General features: G+C 72.4%; 13 protein-coding genes and 2 pseudogenes. 7 read left to right on the top strand and 8 right to left on the bottom strand.

The features are described from left to right. Positions 1-5: 5 nt before the first annotated feature. Both ACFW48_RS33960 and ACFW48_RS33955 read right to left on the bottom strand, forming a co-directional pair. Positions 6-2,756, bottom strand: coding sequence for a SpoIIE family protein phosphatase (locus ACFW48_RS33960; RefSeq protein WP_386321777.1), 2,751 nt, complete (start codon positions 2,754-2,756; stop codon positions 6-8). A gap of 8 nt (positions 2,757-2,764) precedes the next feature. Then, positions 2,765-3,157 carry a DUF2809 domain-containing protein gene (locus tag ACFW48_RS33955; RefSeq protein ID WP_386321775.1) on the bottom strand — a complete coding sequence of 131 codons (393 nt, stop codon included), beginning with the start codon at positions 3,155-3,157 and terminating at the stop codon, positions 2,765-2,767. A gap of 71 nt (positions 3,158-3,228) precedes the next feature. On the opposite strand from ACFW48_RS33955, the pseudogene ACFW48_RS33950 reads away from it, so the two are divergent. Beyond that, positions 3,229-3,915 (top strand): annotated as a pseudogene (locus tag ACFW48_RS33950) (transposase); the annotation flags it as partial. 42 nt (positions 3,916-3,957) lie between these two features. Here ACFW48_RS33950 and ACFW48_RS33945 read toward each other — a convergent pair. From ACFW48_RS33945 to ACFW48_RS33935, 3 genes and pseudogenes are all read right to left on the bottom strand, one after another. Continuing rightward, complete coding sequence (locus ACFW48_RS33945; protein WP_386321916.1) at positions 3,958-4,770, bottom strand: MerR family transcriptional regulator; 813 nt, start codon at positions 4,768-4,770, stop codon at positions 3,958-3,960. A 656-nt stretch (positions 4,771-5,426) separates the two neighbouring features. Then, positions 5,427-5,546, bottom strand: a pseudogene (locus tag ACFW48_RS33940) (DUF1330 domain-containing protein); the annotation flags it as partial. Positions 5,547-5,561: 15 nt separating this feature from the next. Beyond that, positions 5,562-5,879 (bottom strand): hypothetical protein, encoded by a 318-nt coding sequence (locus tag ACFW48_RS33935; RefSeq protein ID WP_386321773.1) that lies wholly within the window; start codon positions 5,877-5,879, stop codon positions 5,562-5,564. 379 nt (positions 5,880-6,258) lie between these two features. Between ACFW48_RS33935 and ACFW48_RS33930 the strand changes: the two genes are divergently transcribed. Further along, positions 6,259-7,026 carry a dienelactone hydrolase family protein gene (locus ACFW48_RS33930; protein ID WP_386321771.1) on the top strand — a complete coding sequence of 256 codons (768 nt, stop codon included), beginning with the start codon at positions 6,259-6,261 and terminating at the stop codon, positions 7,024-7,026. A gap of 672 nt (positions 7,027-7,698) precedes the next feature. Here the strand turns inward: ACFW48_RS33930 and ACFW48_RS33925 are convergent. Together ACFW48_RS33925 and ACFW48_RS33920 are read right to left on the bottom strand one after the other, a co-directional pair. Beyond that, a complete protein-coding gene (locus ACFW48_RS33925; protein WP_386321769.1) occupies positions 7,699-8,991 on the bottom strand; it encodes a hypothetical protein in 1,293 nt (430 codons plus the stop codon). Continuing rightward, complete coding sequence (locus ACFW48_RS33920; protein WP_386321768.1) at positions 8,985-9,164, bottom strand: hypothetical protein; 180 nt, start codon at positions 9,162-9,164, stop codon at positions 8,985-8,987. Before ACFW48_RS33920 ends, ACFW48_RS33925 begins: the two co-directional genes overlap by 7 nt. A gap of 301 nt (positions 9,165-9,465) precedes the next feature. On the opposite strand from ACFW48_RS33920, the gene ACFW48_RS33915 reads away from it, so the two are divergent. Both ACFW48_RS33915 and ACFW48_RS33910 read left to right on the top strand, forming a co-directional pair. Next, the gene (locus tag ACFW48_RS33915) at positions 9,466-10,356 is read left to right on the top strand and encodes an SDR family oxidoreductase (RefSeq protein ID WP_386321766.1); all 891 of its coding nucleotides are present in this window, start codon (positions 9,466-9,468) and stop codon (positions 10,354-10,356) included. 166 nt (positions 10,357-10,522) lie between these two features. Then, on the top strand, positions 10,523-11,440 hold the full coding sequence (locus tag ACFW48_RS33910) for an NAD-dependent protein deacetylase (protein ID WP_386321764.1): 918 nt from the start codon (positions 10,523-10,525) through the stop codon (positions 11,438-11,440). Between the two features lie 22 nt (positions 11,441-11,462). Here ACFW48_RS33910 and ACFW48_RS33905 read toward each other — a convergent pair whose 3' ends face one another. After that, complete coding sequence (locus ACFW48_RS33905; RefSeq protein ID WP_386321762.1) at positions 11,463-14,438, bottom strand: ATP-binding protein; 2,976 nt, start codon at positions 14,436-14,438, stop codon at positions 11,463-11,465. A 438-nt stretch (positions 14,439-14,876) separates the two neighbouring features. Here ACFW48_RS33905 and ACFW48_RS33900 point away from each other — a divergent pair, with 438 nt between their 5' ends. From ACFW48_RS33900 to ACFW48_RS33890, 3 genes are all read left to right on the top strand, one after another. Further along, a complete protein-coding gene (locus ACFW48_RS33900; protein WP_386321760.1) occupies positions 14,877-16,472 on the top strand; it encodes a S8 family peptidase in 1,596 nt (531 codons plus the stop codon). Positions 16,473-16,721: 249 nt separating this feature from the next. After that, complete coding sequence (gene lanKC / locus ACFW48_RS33895; RefSeq protein WP_386321914.1) at positions 16,722-19,340, top strand: class III lanthionine synthetase LanKC; 2,619 nt, start codon at positions 16,722-16,724, stop codon at positions 19,338-19,340. A gap of 34 nt (positions 19,341-19,374) precedes the next feature. Continuing rightward, positions 19,375-19,503 carry a SapB/AmfS family lanthipeptide gene (locus ACFW48_RS33890; RefSeq protein WP_121750866.1) on the top strand — a complete coding sequence of 43 codons (129 nt, stop codon included), beginning with the start codon at positions 19,375-19,377 and terminating at the stop codon, positions 19,501-19,503. Positions 19,504-19,566: the final 63 nt, after the last annotated feature.

Here is a 19,566-nt window from a genome sequence, read left to right as displayed (position 1 = left end):
CTCGCTCACGTCGGAGGTGCGAGCGACAGAGACGGACGCGGCAAAGGCGAAAGCGTCTGCTCCGACCAGATGACCTTTCCGGTCTCGGTGTAGCGGGTCCCCCAGCGGTCGGCCAGCTGGGCCACGAGGAACAGGCCGCGGCCGCCCTCGTCGGTCGTGGCCGCGTAGCGCAGGTGCGGTGCGGTGCTGCTGCCGTCGGAGACCTCACAGATCAGGGTCCGGTCGTGGAGCAGCCGGACCCGGACGGGATCGGTGCCGTAGCGCACCGCGTTGGTCAGCAGTTCGCTGAGGATCAGCTCCGTAACGAAGGCCTCCTCGTCCAGGCCCCACTCGGCGAGCCGGTCGGCGACCTCGCCGCGGATACGGGAGACGGCGGCCGGGTCCCGCTCCACGTCCCAGGCGGCCACCCTGGACGGATCGAACACGCGGGTGCCGGCCACCAGAAGGGCCACGTCGTCGTCGGACGGCCGGGACAGCAGCGTCGCCAGCACATCCGCGCACGTCTCCTCGGGTGTTCGCCCGGCCCGGGCGAGGCTCCGGCGCAACAGTTCCATGCCCTCGTCGATGTCCCGGCCCCGGGTCTCGACGAGACCGTCCGTGTACAGCACGAGCCGGCTGCCTGCGGGCAGGTCGAGATCGACCGCTTCGAACGGCAGGCCGCTGCCGACGCCGAGAGGCAGCCCGACGGGGCTGCCCGGGAAGCGCACGGACCCGTCGGGCAGCACCAGCGCGGGGCTGGGATGTCCCGCCCGGCTCAGGGAACACCGGCCCGCCACCGGGTCGTAGATCGCGTAGAGGCAGGTCACCCCGGCGATCTCGGCGCTGTCCGCACCGCCCTCCTGGTCGAGCCGGGAGACCAGCTCGTCCAGGCGCGCGAGGAGTTCGTCGGCCGGCAGGTCGAGAGCGGCGAAGTTGTGCACGGCGGTACGCAACCGTCCCATGGTGGCGGCGGCGTGCAGGCCGTGGCCCACGACGTCGCCGACCACCAGGGCGACACGGGCCCCCGGCAACGCGATGACGTCGAACCAGTCGCCGCCCACCCCGGCTTCGGCCGGCACGTACCGGTAGGCGATGTCGAGGGCGTTCTGCTCGGGCAGCCCGCTCGGCAGGAGGCTGCGCTGCAGGGTCACGGCCGTCTGGTGTTCGCGGGTGTAGCGACGGGCGTTGTCGACGCACACCGCGGCCCTGGCGGCCAGTTCCCGAGCGAACACCTCGTCGTCCGCGTCGAAGGGTGCCGGGTTCTCCGAACGCCAGAAGTTGACCAGGCCGAGGACCACGCCCCGTGCGTGCAGGGGGACGGCCAGGACGCTGTGGAAGCCGTACTCGATGATCCGCTCGGCGTGTGCCGGGTCCTGGTCGTACCAGGCGAGTACGGTCTCCACGTTCGCGTCGGGCAGGGAGTGCCGCTCGCCGTCGCCCAGGGAGCCGGGGCTGGTGGGCACGGTGCCGGTCACCCGCCCCGGGGGGTGCAGCGGGTGGTCGTCACGCAGGCCGGCGACGGCGGCACGTCGCACCTCCACGACTGTGCCGTCCGACTCACGCGGTTCGTCCCCCCGGAACACCGACTCGGCCAGGTCCACGGTGGCGAAGTCCGAGAACCGCGGAGTGGCCACCCGGGTCAGTTCCGCCGCGGTCGTGGTCACGTCGAGGGTGCTGCCGATCATCTTGCCGGCCTCGTAGAGGAGCAGGAGCCGCTCGCGCACCGCCTCGGCCCGGCCGATCACCGCGGCCAGTTCGGTGGTGTCCCGGAGGGTCGCGACGGTGCCCGGAGGTCCGCCGCGGTCGCCGGTGACCCGTACGTTGACCGCGAGCAGCCGCTCCCCCACCGGCACCACCTCGTCGGTGGTCGGTCGCCCGGACACCAGCAGTTCGGTGATCCGGGAACTCAGGCCGCACTCGGCGACCGGGCGCTCTTCGACGTCCGGCGGGAGTCCGAGCAGTCTGCGTGCCTCGTCGTTGGCGAGAACGAGCCTCCCCTTTCCGTCGACGATCAGCACTCCCTCCCGGACGGCGTGCAGTACCGCGTCGTGATGCACGTACATGCGCGTCATCTCGGCGGGACCGAGCCCGCGGGTCTGACGGGACAGACGCCGATTAACCAGGGCCGAGCCGCCGAGAGCGAAGACGAGCCCGCCGGCGGTGCCGCCGAGGATGACCGGGATGTGACGGCTGACGGACTCATTGATGTCACCGAGTGTGATCTCGACGCCGACGATACCGGCGACCGAACCGTCGCTCCGGAAGACGGGGACCGTGGAATCGACTGCCGGCCCGACGCTCGCGTCGAGTTCCGCCGTCAGGGGGATGCCCTGCACCACCTTCTCGTAGGGGCCCAGAACGCGCTTGCCGATGAGATCCGGATCAGGATGCGTGTAGCGGATCCCCTGGGTGTTCGCGACGACGACGAAGGCCACGTCGGCCGCTTCGCGGACCGCCTCGGCGCGGGGTTGCAGCACGGCCGTCGGGTCGGGGCTGTCCAGGGCCGCCGCGGTCCCGGGGGCGTTGGCGAAGGCCTGTGCGACCGACAGGGTCCTGCGCCGGGCTTCCTCGGTGCTGTCCCGCCGGACCTGCAGCACGAGGGAGATCACCGCGGCCACGGCCAGCAGCACCACCAGCACTGCTTGCAGCAGAAACACCTGTCCGGCGACGCTCCGTACCTTCGGTCCACGCTCGGCGAGGCCAGGCCGTGTCTTCGGTCCCCGGGACCTTGGGTACAGCCGGGACACACACTCCCGGAAGGGGCGATTCGCGGACATATACCTGATTATGGCCCTCGTTCGGCGGGCCCTACTCCACGACACCGCACGCGTGACCGGAGCAGGCTGCGCGGCGCGCCCCGCATCCGGCGTACGACGAGCCAGCCGGACGCCGCGCCGACCGCGTACCAGAAGAGGTCCGGGGCGTCGAATGTGGAACCGAGGACCCGGCGGGCAGCCGTGCTCTTCCGGGAGAGATCTGCCGGCAGGTCACTGAGCTGCGAGAACTCGACTCCCCGACTGACAGCCAGGGCGATTGTGGCGGCTCTCAGTGGCTTCACCCGCGGCGCCACCAGGACGACGAGAGCGGACGCCAGAAGCGTGTAAAGGGCGTCTCCCCCGTACTCGGCCACGTCTCCCGACGCCACGGCCCTGAGCCCCGTTCCGGCACCGACGATCACCGAGGTGGACCGTGGCCGCCAGAAGGATCCGTACCGGCTCGCGGAACGGGGAGCGTCGCCGCCGACGCCCCATGGCGTACGCGCGCAGACCTCGGGCACCATTCGTTCTGCACCGCCCATCGCCCGTCCGATCAGTGATCGCTGATGCGATGTGGGACTGGATCAAGCCGTTGATGACGGCTGACCCGGTCCGTGGGCGGCGGTGGGCCGACCATCGCCGCACGCTCTAGGCCATCGCGTGGAAGTACCGCACTTGTTCGCCCTGGCGGGACCTCCCTGACGAGCTCGGCTCGTACCAGACCGCTCCCAAGCGGTTGATCAGAGGTGCCGTCGACGGCACAGGGGCAGCTGGCCGCGGTGAGCCGACCGATCACGGGCTCGGACGCTTCCGCGGCGGGCTGAGCACCAAGGTCCATCTGGCCGCGGACGGCCGTGCACGACCCCTGGCCTTCGGCATCACCGCAGGACAAGCCGGTGACGCACCGGCCTTTGAGGCTGTCATGGCCCGCATCCGGGTGCCCCGAACAGGCCCGGGCAGGCCACGCACTCGCCCCACTGCAGTTCTGACGGACCGTGCCTACTCGTCCCGCGCTATCCGCGCTCACCTGCGACAGCGCGGGATCCGTGCCGTCATTCCGCAGCCGTCCGACCAGGTCGGGCACCGCCTGCGGCGGGGCCGCCGAGGCGGACGCCCGCCCGGCCTCGACGTGGAGGCGTACAAGCAGCGGAACGGCGTCGAACGCCGCATCCACCGCCTCAACATCCTCATCTGGTGCCGTACTGAGCGCGACGAGGGTGCTTCAGCGGCGGGCGACCGGCTCTTGCAACTCGGTCACCGCGTGGTCGCCGCAGTGCGGGCAGGAGAGAGTGACTTCCCGGGCGGGGCCCATCGACGTATAGCCATTGGTGTCGATCCAGCGGGCAAGCGCCTGAACGCTGGGAATGACCTGCTCTGCCGGCCCTTTGTGCACCAGTGTCGCGGCCTCCACCGCCGGTAGATCCACCACGGAGAAGTCGTGTCCCGGGGCCGGCTCAGAGTCGACGGGGATGGACGCATGCACGGTCACCGGCCCCTCGGGCTTCTCGTAGTAGGCGACGGCCGCACCGCTCGCCCGGAGCCCGGCGGCCTGCATCCGGCTCCACAACTCCTCGTAGAGCGAGGTGATCACCGGGGTGACGAGTTTCGGCTCGAAGCTCTCCACAACGGCCGTCAACTCCGCCACACGCATCGCCGGGATCCGTTTGATCACCACGTCGTCAGACGACATCCGTCCCTCACTCTCGATCATCCGAAGCCTCGCCTCGACCTGCGCCATCCGCGCCGCGTCGGCCGCCATGGCCGACTCCAGCTCGGCCCGGCGCAACCGCAGCATCCCGCGCAACTCACCCGCCTCCAGTTCGCCGTCGAGGATGGCCCGAACCTGATCCAGAGTGAGACCAAGCTCCTTGAGCGCGATCACACGGTTGAGCCGGGCCAGTTGGTCGGCTTCGTAGAACCGGTAGCCGGTGTGCGGGTCGACGTGGGCAGGGCGCAACAACCCCACGGCGTCATAGTGGCGCAGCATGCGCACCGATACGCCGCCGTACTTAGCGAATGCTCCAATGCTGAACATGACATCGGCCACTTCACTGGCTGACACAGTGTGAGGGTCAACCCCCATCTTCGCAGCACCGCGCACCAGGGTCTGGACGGACGTTGACCAAAGGGACACGGCCTAGCTGGTGACGCCCTTCACAGGAGCGGGCCGGTGGCGATATGTCGGTCGTCACGCCGGATCGCGGTGCGATCGCGCGGTCTGCGCCGGAGATCGCCGGGAGTTCGGCCATGGCTTGCCGGACGCAGTCGGCCAGCGTGGTAGGTCCGACTGTCTGATCCGCGGTGATCGCCTGATTCAGCGGTCCTGGCGGCGCGGGCAAGTCCGACGGTTCGGTCGTCTCGACGTCGAAGGTCGTCATCGCGGCTCCCCTCGCTGCTCAGCTCCCCTGGTAAGGGGATTAGCGGCGGTGCGGGCCTTTCTCCAGAGATCGGGAACCAGCACGCATATGCAACTTCGACGACTACCTCCTGCACGCTCCCATCACGCACTCCCGCCGACATCGAGGCCGACGTCCGTGCCGCCGTGCCGCCGGGAACCGTCGCCGGACTGGACATCACCGCCGATGCCACTGGCCTGACGCTGTTCGCGATGGTGCGGCGCGCTGACGAGCCGGGGTGATTCCCGCAGTCGGCTTCGTGTTCGTCGCCGCCGCGGCCTCGATCGTCAGTCGAGGCAGCACTCGCATGTGCGGCGACCGCCTGTTCGAAGCTGTCGAACTCGATCAGGACGGTGCGCTCGGCGATTCCGGCGTCGTGCGCGACGACCCGGCTGCCGCGGGCGAGCAGCCGCCCGGACGGCTTCGTTCCTCAGCTTCCGGTTCGACTCGACCGGCCCGGACCCGGCACACCCACCGGAGCTGTGATCGGATCGGTCTCGGGTGAGCGTCGGCGGGCGAGGACGAGGCTGGCCATCGTCGTGATCGCCATCGCGGCGGCGCCGACCAGCGCCGCGGTCGTGTAGGCGTCGTCGTTCGGGAAGAGGCGGCCCGTGACGGTGCCGGCGGCCAGGACCAGACCGCCGATGGCGCCGCCCAGGGAGTACCCGACGCCGCGAACGACGTAGTTGAAGCTCATGGCGCTCGACGTCTCGCTCTTGGGGGTGCCGGCCAGGATGACGCCGGGCATGGCGGCCGAGAAGCTGCCGACGCCGAAGCCCAGCAGGCCCAGTGGCCGCGAGCAGTTCAGCCAGGTTGGACCGGGCGGTGGCGAACAGGACGAACCCTCCGCCGACGATGGTGGCGCTGCCGGCCAGGAGCAGGGGGCCGTCGATCCGTTCGCGGACCCGCGGCGTGAGCTTGCCGGCGACGAACATACTTTATGCATCTCCCGATCAGAGTTCACGGCCGCCATCGGGTGCAACATGCCAGCCGCGTCGAGCGCGGCCGAGGGATCTTCTACGTTGGTGTCGAACCTCTGGATTGCTGGCAGAAGTCCACGCCCCCAGAATCTGCCAGCGGCAGAACACCGGCCGGACCGGGCTCGACGATCACTACGGTCCAGTCTCATGACGACGATTACGACGCGTACGGTCGAGTATCCGGCCGACGGTTTGACGATGGTCGGGCACCTCGCGCTCCCGGCCGGTGTCGACCGCCGGCCCGCGGTGCTGCTCGGACCAGAGGGCATGGGGCTCAGCGACGTCGAGCGCCGCCGGGCCGATGCTCTCGCCGAACTGGGATACATAGCGCTGGCCTTCGACCTTCACGGCGGGCGTTATTTGGGCGACCCCGGGGAGATGCTGGCCCGTTGCCTGCCGCTGCTCGCCGATCCCGACCGGATGCGGGGCATCGGCCATGCGGCGCTCGACGTGTTGCGCACCGAACCGCGGACCGACCCCGACCGGATCGCCGTCATCGGCTACGGCACCGGGGGCGCCGTCGGGCTGGAACTCGGGCGCGGCGGCGTCAGCCTCCGTGCGATCGGGACAGTCAACGCAACTACCACGGGCCGACCGGGCGAGGCGGCGCGCATTCGCTGCCCGGTGTGGGCCGGGGTCGGGTCGGAAGACCCGATCATGCCGCCCGCGCAACGGAACGCGTTCACCGCTGAGATGCAGGCCGCGGGCGTCGACTGGCGCCTCGCGGTCTACGGCGGCGCCTTGCACGCCTTTCACCATCCGCCGGTCGGCCACCCCGTGGTCCCCGGCGTCGGCTACCACCCACGGCACGCGCGGCGAGCCTGGCGCGACGTCCTCGACCTGCTCGCCGAGTGCCTGCCCGTGACGGAGGATCTGGGGCATGACCCAGGTAAGCATGCCGGCGCCGGGCACTGACCGTCCCCTCGCCTCAAGTCCGCACAGCAGGACCGCATTCGGGCGGATACTCGATCACGGAAACGCGTCCGCAGCTGCCGCAGTGAATGCCGGATGTACCGCGACAGAGCCCCTACGGTGATCACCGCGACCTGCGGCGGGCCATTCCGGCCGCCGGGGCGAGGTGTACGCATTTACTGCGGCAGTGCCAGGAGGGCGGGGCGGCGTGACGATCGAATCGGTGACCGATCTCGGGAGTGGGGGGCGCGCTTCGGTTGCCGCGCCCTCGGGTCGTACCTCTGTCCGCCCCGCCCGCGTCGTACACCGCGGCGGTCGAGCGCCACCTCACCGGCGCGGGCATCGCGAAGTCCTCCGCGCGGATCCACCGGATCTCGCTGACGACGTGCGGATGGACGCTCGCCGGCGAACCGGCGCCGACCGGATGCTGCCGGCCCGCTCCCGCCACGTCGCCGAACGCGACCCCGCTGCACGCCGCCGCACATAAATCCGAGCGGATCAGGGGTGGCGCCGGGCGCCGATCCCCTGGGAGACGGTGCTCAGCCTCCACCTGCCGCAGACCGGTCGGGCGCCCTGGCTTACGGCCCCTGGCGGCGCGAGGTACGCGGTGCCCTGCACCGTTCCGTACTCACCCACGTCCGCGCCACCGGCCGTCCGCCGAAGCCCTCCGCGGGCTCAGCAGGTGGGCACGCCCGGGAGCCAGGGATCGGCGACGTCGATGAAGATGTTGGAGACGTAACCGCCGTAGTCGGGCAGGTAGGACCACCCGTCGTTGCTGTAGCCGTCGTAGTTCACGAGCTGGCCGTGGACCTGGCACCTCACCCGCACGGTCGTGGGGCCGGGCAGGCTCGCCACACGGGTGGATGTGGTGGTCGCCTGCTGCCGGACGCTCACGTCGGTGCCCCGCGTCGGGAACGACGTGGTGTCGCCGCCGTCGGTCCACAGATAGGTGACGGTCACCCAGCCGTTGCCGTTGAGGCCGACGTTGTAGAAGGTCCCGTCGGCCAGGTCGATGCCGGCCGGATTGGCGACCTGTCGGCCGAACTCGTCCCGGCCCCCGTTGTAGCCGTCCTCGTAGGCCGCCTGCGCCTGGGGCAGGCCCCGTGGCAGGTCCTTCCACTGCTCGCGCTGCGCGGAGGGGTTCCAGTGGTCGTCGTGCGTGTTCCACGGGCCGACGTCCCACACCGGTGCCGTCTCGCAGCGGGCCGGCCCGCACACCTGCACCGAGTACTGGCCGCTGCCGTTGGGCGACAGGGCCCTGCGCGAGGGGAGCGCCACGAAGTGGTCGTTCTCGCGGATGACGTGGCCGTTGGCCGTGGTGTGCCCGACCAGCCCCTCGCGAGTGGCGTAGACCCGGGCCGAGAAGGCGGAGGCCGCCTTCGGCGTGGGTTCGACGGGGGTGCTTCCCCTGTCGTCCGCTGTCAGCGTCAGGGCTCTCACGACCGCTGTGGCCCCGCCCTCGGCGTTCCACAGGGTGAGCCGGGCCTGGACGTCGACGACGTCGCGCGGCAGTTCCACCGCGGTGCCGGTCACCGCCTGACGCCACTCGGTCCAGGTTCCGCCGGCCGTCCGGCCCCGCACGTCGACCTCGACGCTCGCCGCCTCGGGCACCGTCGCGTCGAGGTCCACGGTGACCCGGTTCACCGGCCGGTCCACGCGGTGCGCCTCCAGCACGGCGGAGGCGTAGCCCCCGTCCCGGCCCAGGGAGGCGGGGCTGACCGAGCCGTCCCGCACCCGCAGGGCGCCGGCGTCGTACTCGACGTTGACGTCGTCGGCGCCGGTCCGGGACAGGTCCGGGCGCCAGGAGTCCGAGGTGGACGCGGAGGCGGCACCGGCGGCCGGAGCCGTGGCCAGTGCCGCCCCGGCGAGGGCGAGGGCGAGCAGGCGGACCGTGCCGCTCAGTGCGCGCGGGGACCGCGTTCCGCGGCGCGCGGCGGAGCTCCCGCGCCGGGGGGAAGGGGTCAGCATGTGGGCACTCCAGGGAGCCAGGCGTCAGTGACGTCGATGAAGATGCCGGAGGTGTAACCGCCGTGGTCCGGCAGGTACGACCAGGCATCGTTGCTGTAGCCGTCGTACTCCACGAGTCCGCCGCGGACCTGGCAGGCCACGCGGACGGACGTCGGTCCGGGCAGGCTCGCCACCCGGGCGGAGTCCCGTCGTCGCCGCGGACCAGGCTCACGTGGTAGGCCCAGTCCCAGTGCGGGCCGGGGTCGGTGTGGTCGTTGCCGGGCACCTCGCTGCGTCCGACGATGTGTGCTCGGTCCCGGGGAATGCCGTACTTGTCGCTGTCGACCTCCCCTCCTCCCCGCTGCCCGGCGTCCCTCTCTGCTGACCTCGCGCGCGGTCGGCGGAAGTGCCGCTCGCAGGGTGGAGAGGCTTTTCGGACGGACCGGCCAGGGAACACGGTCGCTGACCGCCCACCGTGAGACACAGGAGGCCGACGTGGCGGACGACCAGCGTGATCAGCAGAATCCGACCGAGCAGTACCCCCGCCCCGACTTCGCCTCGCAGGACCAGCCGCACCCGGGCTGGACCGGGCCGATGGACCCGCCGCCCGACCACGGCGAGCAGTCCTACCGCGGGTCGGGCCGTCTGATGGGCCGCAGGACCGTCGTCACCGGCGGTGACTCCGGCATCGGCCGAGCGGTGGCTCTGGCTTTCGCACGCGAGGGTGCCGACGTGCTGTTCACCCACCTCGCCCAGGAACAGGACGAGGCACGGGAGACCTCCCGCCTGGTGGAGGACGCCGGGCGGAAGGCCGTCGCCGTCTCCTGCGACATCCGTGAGGAGGAGAACTGCCGGTCGTTGATCGACCGGGCCGTGGCGGAGTTCGGCGGTATCGACGTCCTGGTGAACAACGCGGCCTACCAGATGGCCCAGCCGGACGGCATCGAGGCGATCACGACGGAGCAGTTCGACCGGGTCGTGCGGACGAACCTCTACGGCATGTTCTGGCTGACGAAGTTCGCCCTGCCGCACATTCCCGAGGGCGGCAGCGTCATCAACACCACCTCGGTCCAGGCGTACAAGCCCAGCCCGCACCTGCTGGATTACGCGACGACCAAGGGCGCGATCGTGACCTTCACCCAGGGGCTGGCCCAAATGGTCGCGGAGCGCGGCATCCGGGTGAACGCGGTGGCCCCGGGGCCGGTGTGGACTCCGCTGATCCCGGCGACGCTGCCGGACACCGCCGAGTTCGGCAAACAGAGCCCCCTGGGCCGTCCCGCGCAACCGGCCGAGCTGGCACCGGCGTACGTCTATCTCGCCTCGCAGGAGGCCGGTTACGTCACGGCGGAGATCCTGAACGCGACCGGTGGCACGCCACTGCCGTGAACGTGGTCCGGCCCGTCCGAGGACGGGGGCGCTCCTCCGCTCGTACGCCGCGACAGGCGTCCCTCGGCCCCCGCGGTCCGCGGCGACCCCGAGTGCCGGCGGGGTGCCGCGGCCCACTGCCGCCGGCGGGCCGGACCGCGGGCAGCCCGTTCCGTACCCTGGCGGCATGCGCATGCGCCCCACTCTGAGCTGGACCCCTGCCGAGGACCTGCCGCCGGGCACCACCGATCCGGAGCCGGTCGCCGATGCGCTGGGCACCGGCGGCGTGCTGGTGCTCAGCGGGGCGGGCATCTCCACCGAGTCGGGCATCCCCGACTACCGGGGCGAGGGCGGGAGCCTCAACCGGCACGTCCCGATGACCTACCAGGACTTCACCGCCGATCCCCAGGCTCGACGCCGGTACTGGGCGCGCAGCCACCTCGGCTGGCGCACCTTCGGCCGCGCCCGCCCCAACGCCGGGCACCGGGCCGTCGCCGCGTTCGCACGGCACGGCCTGCTCAGAGGTGTGATCACCCAGAACGTCGACGGCCTGCACCAGGCAGCCGGCAGCGAGGGCGTCGTGGAACTCCACGGAAGCCTGGACCGGGTCGTCTGCCTGTCCTGCGGTGCCTTCAGTCCGCGCCGGGTACTCGCCCGGCGGCTCCAGGAGGCCAATCCGGGCTTCGAGCCGGTGGCCGCGGGGATCAACCCCGACGGTGACGCCGACCTCACCGACGAACAGGTCGGGGACTTCCGTGTGCTGCCCTGCACCATCTGCGGCGGCATCCTCAAACCGGACGTGGTGTTCTTCGGCGAAGCCGTTCCGCCGCGGCGGGTCAAGCACTGCCGCGAGCTGGTCCGCGACTCCACCTCACTGCTGGTACTGGGCTCCTCACTGACGGTGATGTCCGGACTCCGGTTCGTCCGCCAGGCGGCCCAGGACGGGAAGCCGGTACTGATCGTCAACCTCGACCCGACACGGGGCGACCGGCACGCCCTCACCCGGGTCGCGCTCCCGCTGGGAGCCGCCCTCACCACCGTGGCCGAACAGCTGGGCATCTCCCTCGACGGCCACGGCGGCCCAGGGGAAGTCATGACGGCCTGACCGGTGCCTCGGCCAGGCCCCGTCACCGCCCCGCGATGCCGTCCCCGTCGCCGGCCACGGCGATGTCCGTACGGGAGCTGACGTTGAGCTTGCGCATGATGCGCGCCACGTGGTGTTCCACGGTCCGGGTGGACAGCACCAGGCTCTCGGCGATGTCGCGGTTGGCTCGTCCCTGGACGACGAGCCGGGCCACCTCCTGTTCGCGCGGGGACAGTTGGTCGCCGTAGCCGAGACGTCCGCGACGGTGTGTGGTGACGATGTCGTGGCGGCGCAGCAGCCGATGACATCGGGCGACGTCCCAGCGCGCCCCCAGCTTCTGGTACTGCCCGATCACCCCGTGGATCGTGCGTACGGCTGCCTGTTGCCGCTCGGACGCGTCGTGTTCCGGCGCCTCCGGGCCGGGCAGGAGGCACCGTCCTCTGGCCTCGGCGGTCCGAGCCGCGTCGAAGGGGCGGCCGAGGCCGCGCCACTCCGCTTCCGCCTCGGCCAGCAGGAGGGCCGCTTGGTCGTGCCGCCGCTCCTCCTCGGCCAGCAGTGCCCGGCACACTGTCAGCGCCACGCGGGCGGCGGGCGCGTCACGGTCGGCGGTTCCCGCCTCGAAGTCCGCGACGATCCGGTGCGCCCGCTCGGCCTGGCCGCTGCCGCAGAGGGCTTCGACGGCCGTGGGGACGACCTCGGTGGCCCACACCCACCCGCCGGTCCGCTCCAGGTGTCGCAGGGCGCCTTCGACGGCGTCGCACGCCTGCCCGGGCCGGCCGGCCTCCAGGTGGACGCGGGCGATGGCGGCGGCGGACGCGGTGATGATGACGCCGGTGTCGTAGCGGGACGTACGGGCGGCCTCCGTGAGGTCGCGGCGGGCGCGGGGGACGTCGCCCAGCACGTGCAGGGCGGTCAGTCCGCGCACCAGCATCGCCTCCGCGGTCAGGTCGGGTATCTCCTGGTACAGCCGTGCGGTGTGGTCGGCGTCCTGGTGCAGGCGCTCCCAGCGGCCCTCGTGCCAGGCCAGCACCAGGCGCCCGGTCTGCGTGAGCCCCTCCAGGTACGGGCTGCTGGTGTCGGCGAGTCCGGCGGCCGCGCGGAAGAGGAACTCCCGCGCCTTCTCGGCGTGTCCCAGGGCCATCGAGGCGTGTGCCAGGTTGGTCCAGCCTCGGGCGTACTGCGCCGCCTCCATGACCGACGCGGCGGGGCCGCGCAGCGCGTCGGCCGCGGCCCACGCCCGGTGGTCCCCGAGCAGCATGAGCGCGGTGGCGCGGTTGGCGGCCATCGCCGCCCTGGCCACCGGGTCCGTGACCCGCCCGGCCACCGCCTCCGCCCGTTCCAGCCAGGCCACGTGCCGTCGCACCGGCCAGCCCTGGATGGACGGGATGGCGGCGACCAGCATCGCCCGTACCGCGGTCTGCGGGTCGGAGACCTCCAGGTCGGGGATGGCGCGGGCCACCTCGTCGAGGCTGTCGAGCGCGCCCCCGCTCTGGTTGCGCAGGACCACGGCGAGGTGGAGGCGCATCTCCCCGCTCAGCCGGGGCGGCGGCGCGTCCTCGTCCAGCACCCGCCGCACCGCGCTCACCACCTGCTCGCCGGCTCGGGCCAGTTGCGCTGTACGGGCCAGCTTCGCGGCGGTCCGGATACGGCCCCCGGCTCCCGGTTCCTCGGTGACCGCCTGGGTGTAGAGGGTGGTCGCGGCGGTGTAGTCGCCCTCGGCCGCAGCCCGGTCCGCGGCCGCGACAAGGCAGCGCAGGCCCTCCTTCGTCCGGCCCGCCGCCCGGTACAGCCGGGCCAGTTCCGCGAGCGGCGGCGGTGCGCCGCGGCGCTGCAGGGCCCGTGCGGCCCGCAGGCTCAGCCACGCCAGTCTCGGCCCGGGCATGTCGTCCAGCACGGCTTGACGCTCCAGCGGGTGCCGGAACCCCGGGCGCGGTCCGTCGGCGCGGAGCACCGACCGCCGTACCGCCTGGGCGACGGCACGCTCGGTCCGCCCGGGCTCCAGGTCGGCCACCTCGGCCAGGGTGTCCACGGTGACGGGCAGGTTCAGCACCGCCGCCGCCTCGACGACCCGTTGCGCGTCATCGGTGAGCGGCCCGCGCCGCTGCGCCAGATCGCGCCTCACCCGCGACGGCACCCCGGCGGCGAGCACGGCCCGCACGGTGCCCTCGGCCGGTGCGACGCCCTCGGCCGCTCCCGTGCTGCCGCCTCCGCACACGGCGCGCAACAGGGCCTCCGCCGCGGCCGGGAAGCCGCCCGTCCGCGCGTGCACCGCCTCCGCGGCCCCCGGCTCCGTCGCCCGCTCCCCCAGTCGGCGCCGGACGAACTCCCCCGTCTCCTCGGGCGTCCACGGCCGCACCTCGACCTCCTCGACGAGAACGTGGTCCGGTACGCGGATGCCGGGAACCGGCAACCCCGGAGCCCGGCGCTCGGTGAGGACCAGTCGTAGCCGGGGCGGCGGGTCTGCCAGCAGTCGGTGCAGCAGGTCCCGGGTCGCCGGGTCGGCCCAGTGGACGTCCTCCACGACCATGACCGCAGGGCCGTGGGCCGCCAGCAGGAAGCGGACCGCGCGCGGCAGCAGCCCGCGCCGTACCTCCGGATCGGCAGCCGCCTCGGGCGGCTCAGGGAGCCGGTCCGCCAACTCGGGCACCAGGGTGGCCACCACCCCGGTCAGCGGGGGCAGGGGCGGTTCCGCCCCGTCCGCGCGGTACGGCAGCCCGGCCAGGGCGTCGGCGATCGGGGTGAGGGCGGTGTCCTCCGACACGTCGGGGCAGACACCGCGCAGCTGCGCGCAGCCCCGGAGCCCGTCGTCGGCCAGCGCCTCGTCCACCAGCCGGGACGCGCCCGCACCGGCCTCGCCGCGCACGACCACGACACATGGTGGCCGGCGGAGCGCCGCACGGATCCGGGCCACCTCGGCGGCGCGCCCGACGAACCCGGCCGCGGCACCCCCCGCCGCGCAGGCCGTCCCTCGGGGACCGGCGCCGTCACCTGCCCCGAGATCGGGGACACGTCTCTCCACAGGTGCCTCCTCGGCGCCGCCCACCACGCTCGTGCGCAGGGTCTACCGGTCGGCGGACTCCGGTGCAATAGGTGTCCACCACCCAGGCATTGGAGACGCCGTCCACCCCGCCCGGTCCCGTGCGCGGGCCGACCGGTCGTCGCCGTTCTTTGGGTAGGGCTACGGATTGCCGGGGGGCGGCCGTGCGCCCGAAGCTCTGAGCGGTCGGCCGCCGCAACGGCCGGCCGTTCCATCAGACGCGGTGTCGCCCGGCGCCCCACTCCGCGCGGCACCCGCCCGACCCTGCCCCACCGCTCGTGGACCGCCCAGGACACCGCTGGCGTAATTGTCATGCGCTCGTCATACGCTCGCACTCCCCACGTACTGGGTGGCTCACGCCGCGACGGCTGCCGCCGTCCGGATCCGACCCGGTTCCGGACCGCTCTCAAGGGAGAAACCATGGAGTTCGACGCTCGCGCCGTCCGGCGCGTGCTCGCCGTCGGCGCCAGTGCCGCCCTGCTCTTCGGGGCCGCCACGACCGCCGGGGCCGCCCCCGTACCGCCCGGCGACGGCGAGGGACGCATCGTCGGCGCGGACCGTCCGGGCGCGGTCGACGGTTCCTACATCGTGACCTTCGAGGACTCGGTCGCCCGAGCCGACGTGCCGGCCTCCGCGAAGGCGCTGGCCAAGCGACACGCGGGCAGCCTGCGTTACACCTACACGGCCGCGCTGCGCGGCTTCTCGGTCAGAATGAGTGAGGCGGAGGCGAAGGAGCTGGCCGCCGATCCGTCCGTGGCCCGCGTGGAGGCCGACGGCGTCGCGTACGCGGTCGACACACAGACCGACCCGCCCTCGTGGGGGCTGGACCGCATCGACCAGCGCGACCGGCCGGTGGACTCGCGTTACACGTACTCCACCACGGCCTCGAACGTCACGGCGTACATCGTGGACACCGGTATCCGCATGACCCACCGCGACTTCGGCGGCCGGGCGGTCAGCGGCTACGACTTCATCGACAACGACCGCGACGCCTCCGACTGCCAGGGCCACGGCACTCATGTCGCCGGTACCGTCGGCGGCGCCTCGCACGGTGTCGCCAAGGGAGTCGAGCTGGTCGGTGTCCGGGTGCTGAACTGCCAGGGCACGTCCGGCAGCACCTGGGGGCCGGTCCTCGCGGGCATCGACTGGGTCACCAAGAACGCGGTCGAGCCCGCCGTGGCCAACATGAGCATCGGAGGCGGCCGGACCCAGTCCGTCAACGACGCGGTGGCCGCCTCCATAGCCTCCGGCGTCACCTGGGTGGTCGCCGCCGGCAACGACAACGCCGACTCCTGCCAGTACTCCCCCTCCTCGACACCGTCGGCGATCACGGTCGGGGCCACGTCCGCCAACGACGCCCGTTCGACCGGCTGGTCCAACGGCCAGGGCTCCAACTACGGCTCCTGCCTGGACCTCTTCGCTCCGGGCAACGCCATCGTGTCCACGTCCAACGCGGGCGACACCGCCTCCCAGTCGATGAGCGGTACGTCGATGGCCGCACCGCACGCGGCGGGCGCGGCCGCACTGCTGCTGTCGGCCAACCCGACGTGGTCCCCGGCCCAGGTGCGTGACCGGTTGGTCGCCGACGCCACGTCCGACCGGGTCGGCGACGCCCGGGCCAGCTCGCCCAACAAGCTGCTCCACACCGGGACCGGCACGCCGCCGCCCACCGGACCACTGTTCGAGAACACGGACGACCACGCCATCCGTGACAACGCCACCGTCGAGTCCCCCCTGCCGGTCACCGGCGTCGGCGGCAACGCCCCGGCCGACCTCTCCGTCAAGGTCGACATCCGGCACACCTTCCGCGGCGACCTGCGCGTGGAACTGGTCGCCCCCGACGGCACCACGTATCCGCTCAAGGACTACGACAGCAACGACAGCTCGGACAACGTGCGGGCCACCTACGCCGTGAACGCCTCCGCCGAGACGGCCGACGGCACGTGGAAGCTGCGCGTGAGCGACAACTGGGTCAACGACACGGGGTACCTCAACGCCTGGTCGCTCCAGTTCTGACCGCCGGCGCCCCGGTGTGACACGGGCTCCGGGCCGCCCCCTCCCCTGGGCGGCCCGGAGCCCGCCGCACGGCCGGGCCGGCCACGCGAAGGGACGTCCGCCCGGCGAACCCTGCCGCCTCCCCGAGCACCCGCCCGGCGAAGTTACCTGTGCGTTCCGCACGTCGGAGACGTGACAGCGGTGACTGTCGTGGACCCGACGCCGCGTGACAGCGTCATGCCCGGCACCGACCAGGTGAAGGGAGCAGGCGTGAACAAGGGCTACGCCGTGTACTGCGACGCGGACCCGCACTTCTACGACGCGCCGCACCGCACCGGCCCCGGCACCCGGGCGGCGGGCACCCGGTACGCGGCGGCCACCCTGCCCGTACCGGCGGGCTGGCAGCGCGGGGAAAGCGGCGACTGGCTCGCCCTGCGTCCGCTGGACGCCGAACTGCCGGCGCAGGGCTGGAAGATCCACGTCTCCGCCTGCCTGGACAACGCCGAGTCCGTCCTGGAGCGCGTACGGCACCACTGCGTCGAGCGTGGCATCGCCTTCAAGTTCGTGCCGAGCCGCTACCTGCTGCACCAGCGCAACGCCAAGTACGCGGACCGGGCGGGCAGCGGCAAGTTCGTCACCGTGTACCCGGCGGACGAGGCACAGTTCGAGCGCCTCGTGGGCGAGTTGGCCGCTCTGCTGGACGGCGAGCCCGGACCGCACATCCTGAGCGATCTCAGGATCGGGGACGGCCCGGTGCACGTGCGCTACGGCAGCTTCACCCGCCGCAACTGCTACGACGAGAGCGGGGAACTGCGGCCGGCCGTCGCGAACCCCGAGGGAGTACTCGTCCCCGACTTCCGCGGCCCGGTGTTCCGCGTGCCCGACTGGGTGAGCGTGCCCGCCTTCCTGCGGCCTCACGTCGACGCGCGGGCGACGGTGACCCTGGCCGACATCCCGTACACCGTCGAGTCGGCGCTCCACTTCTCCAACGGCGGTGGTGTCTACCGGGCACGGGACACCCGTACCGGCGAGGTGGTGGTCCTCAAGGAGGCCCGCCCGTACGCCGGCCTGGCGGCCGACGGTGCCGACGCGGTGACCCGGCTGCATCGCGAACGCCGGGCCCTGGAACAGCTGTCGGGGCTGTCCTGCACACCCGAGGTGCTGGACAGCTTCGCCGTCGGGGAGCACCACTTCCTGGTGCTGGAGTACCTCGACGGCAAGCCCCTCAACACCTTCTTCGCCCGGCGGCATCCGCTCATCGAGGCGGACCCCGACGAGCGACGGCTGACCGAGTACACCGAGTGGGCGCTCGATGTCCACGCCCAGGTCGAGCGGGCCGTCGAGGAGGTGCACGCGCGGGGCGTGGTCTTCAACGACCTGCACCTCTTCAACATCATGATCCGCGACGACGGGCGGGTGGCCCTGCTGGACTTCGAGGCCGCCCACCGCGTCGACGAGCCGGGTCGGCAGACGGTCGCCCACCCCGGTTTCGTGGCACCTGCCGGCCGGCGGGGCACCGCCGTGGACCGGTACGCGCTGGCCTGTCTGCGACTGGCCCTGTTCCTGCCGCTGACCAGTCTGCTCGCCCTGGACCGGCGCAAGGCGGAGCACCTCGCCGACGTGGTGGCGCGGCAGTTCCCCGTGGAGCGCGCCTTCCTCGACGCGGCGCTCGACGAGATCGCCGACTCTTCCGATCGGCGTCCGGCGGCACGACCCACCACCGAGCACTTCGTTCCCGTGGCACCGGGCGACTGGCCCCGCAGCCGGGACTCGATGACGGCGGCCATCCGCGCGTCGGCCACTCCGTCGCGCGAGGACCGCCTCTTCCCCGGCGACGTGGCTCAGTTCGGCACCGCCGGCGGGGGACTCTCGTTCGGCTACGGAGCGGCCGGCGTGCTGTACGCCCTGGCCGAGAGTGGGGCCGAGCGCGACGAGAGCGAGGAGCAGTGGCTGCTCGACCGGACCAAGGAACCGCCCTCGGGAATGCCGTTCGGCTTCCACGACGGGATCGCGGGAGTCGCCTGGGCCCTGGACCACCTCGGCCACCGGGCCCGGGCGCTGGATCTGACGCGGCTGCTCCTCGAGCAGCCCCTCGACGGTCTCGCCGCCGACCTCCACAGCGGGACGGCCGGAGTGGGCCTGGTACTGGACTCCCTGGCCGCCTCCACCGGCGACTCCGCCCTGCGCGACGCGGCCATGCGGTGTGCCGAGCTGAGCGCCCGGTGCATACCGGCCGACGCACCGGGCCGAGGGGCCGAACGCCGGAATCGAGCCGGTCTCCTGTACGGCGCCACGGGCAGCGCCCTGCTGTTCCTGCGCCTGTACGAACGCACGGGTGACACCGGACTGCTCGACCTCGCGGGCGCCGCACTGCGCCAGGACCTCGCGCGCTGCGTCCGCGGCGCGGGAGGCGCTCTCCAGGTGGACGAGGGCTGGCGCACGATGCCGTACCTCGGCGCGGGCAGCGTGGGCATCGGCATGGTGCTCGACGACTACCTGGCGCACCGCGCCGACGAGCGGTTCGAGCAGGCACGGGAGGAGATCGTGCGCGCGGCACAGGCCATGTTCTACGCCCAGCCGGGGCTCTACCGCGGCGTGGCCGGCATGGTGCTGTACCTCGGCCGTACGACGGCCACCGGGCCGGGCACCGGCCCCGAGGCCGTCCGGCGCCAGATCGACGCGCTGACCTGGCACGCCATGTCCTACCGCGGTCATCTCGCCTTCCCCGGCGAGCAGATGATGCGCCTGTCGATGGACCTCTCCACCGGGACGGCCGGATGCCTGCTGGCCGTCGCGTCCGTACACGGCGACCGGCACGCCGGTCTGCCGTTCCTCCCACCGCCGCGGCGAGTGCCGCGGCCCATGAGCCGACCCCATCAGGGGTCGTGAAGAAAGCACCCGTTTGTCTACGAAGGGAAGCGAAATGAACCTGTTCGAGCTGCAGTCGATGGAGACCCCCAAGGAAGAGGCCATGGGCGACGTGGAGACCGGCAGCCGCGCGAGCCTGCTGCTCTGCGGCGACAGCAGCCTCAGCGTCACGACGTGTAACTGACGTCCGAGTCGGCCCGCCGCGCAACGCGGCGGGCCGCGCTCCGCGGTACCGGCGCCCCGGCGC

It is taken from the genome of Streptomyces sp. NPDC058812 (assembly GCF_042744565.1).
GTDB lineage: Bacteria > Actinomycetota > Actinomycetes > Streptomycetales > Streptomycetaceae > Streptomyces > Streptomyces thinghirensis.
This window is presented reverse-complemented; position numbering and strand designations above follow the sequence as displayed.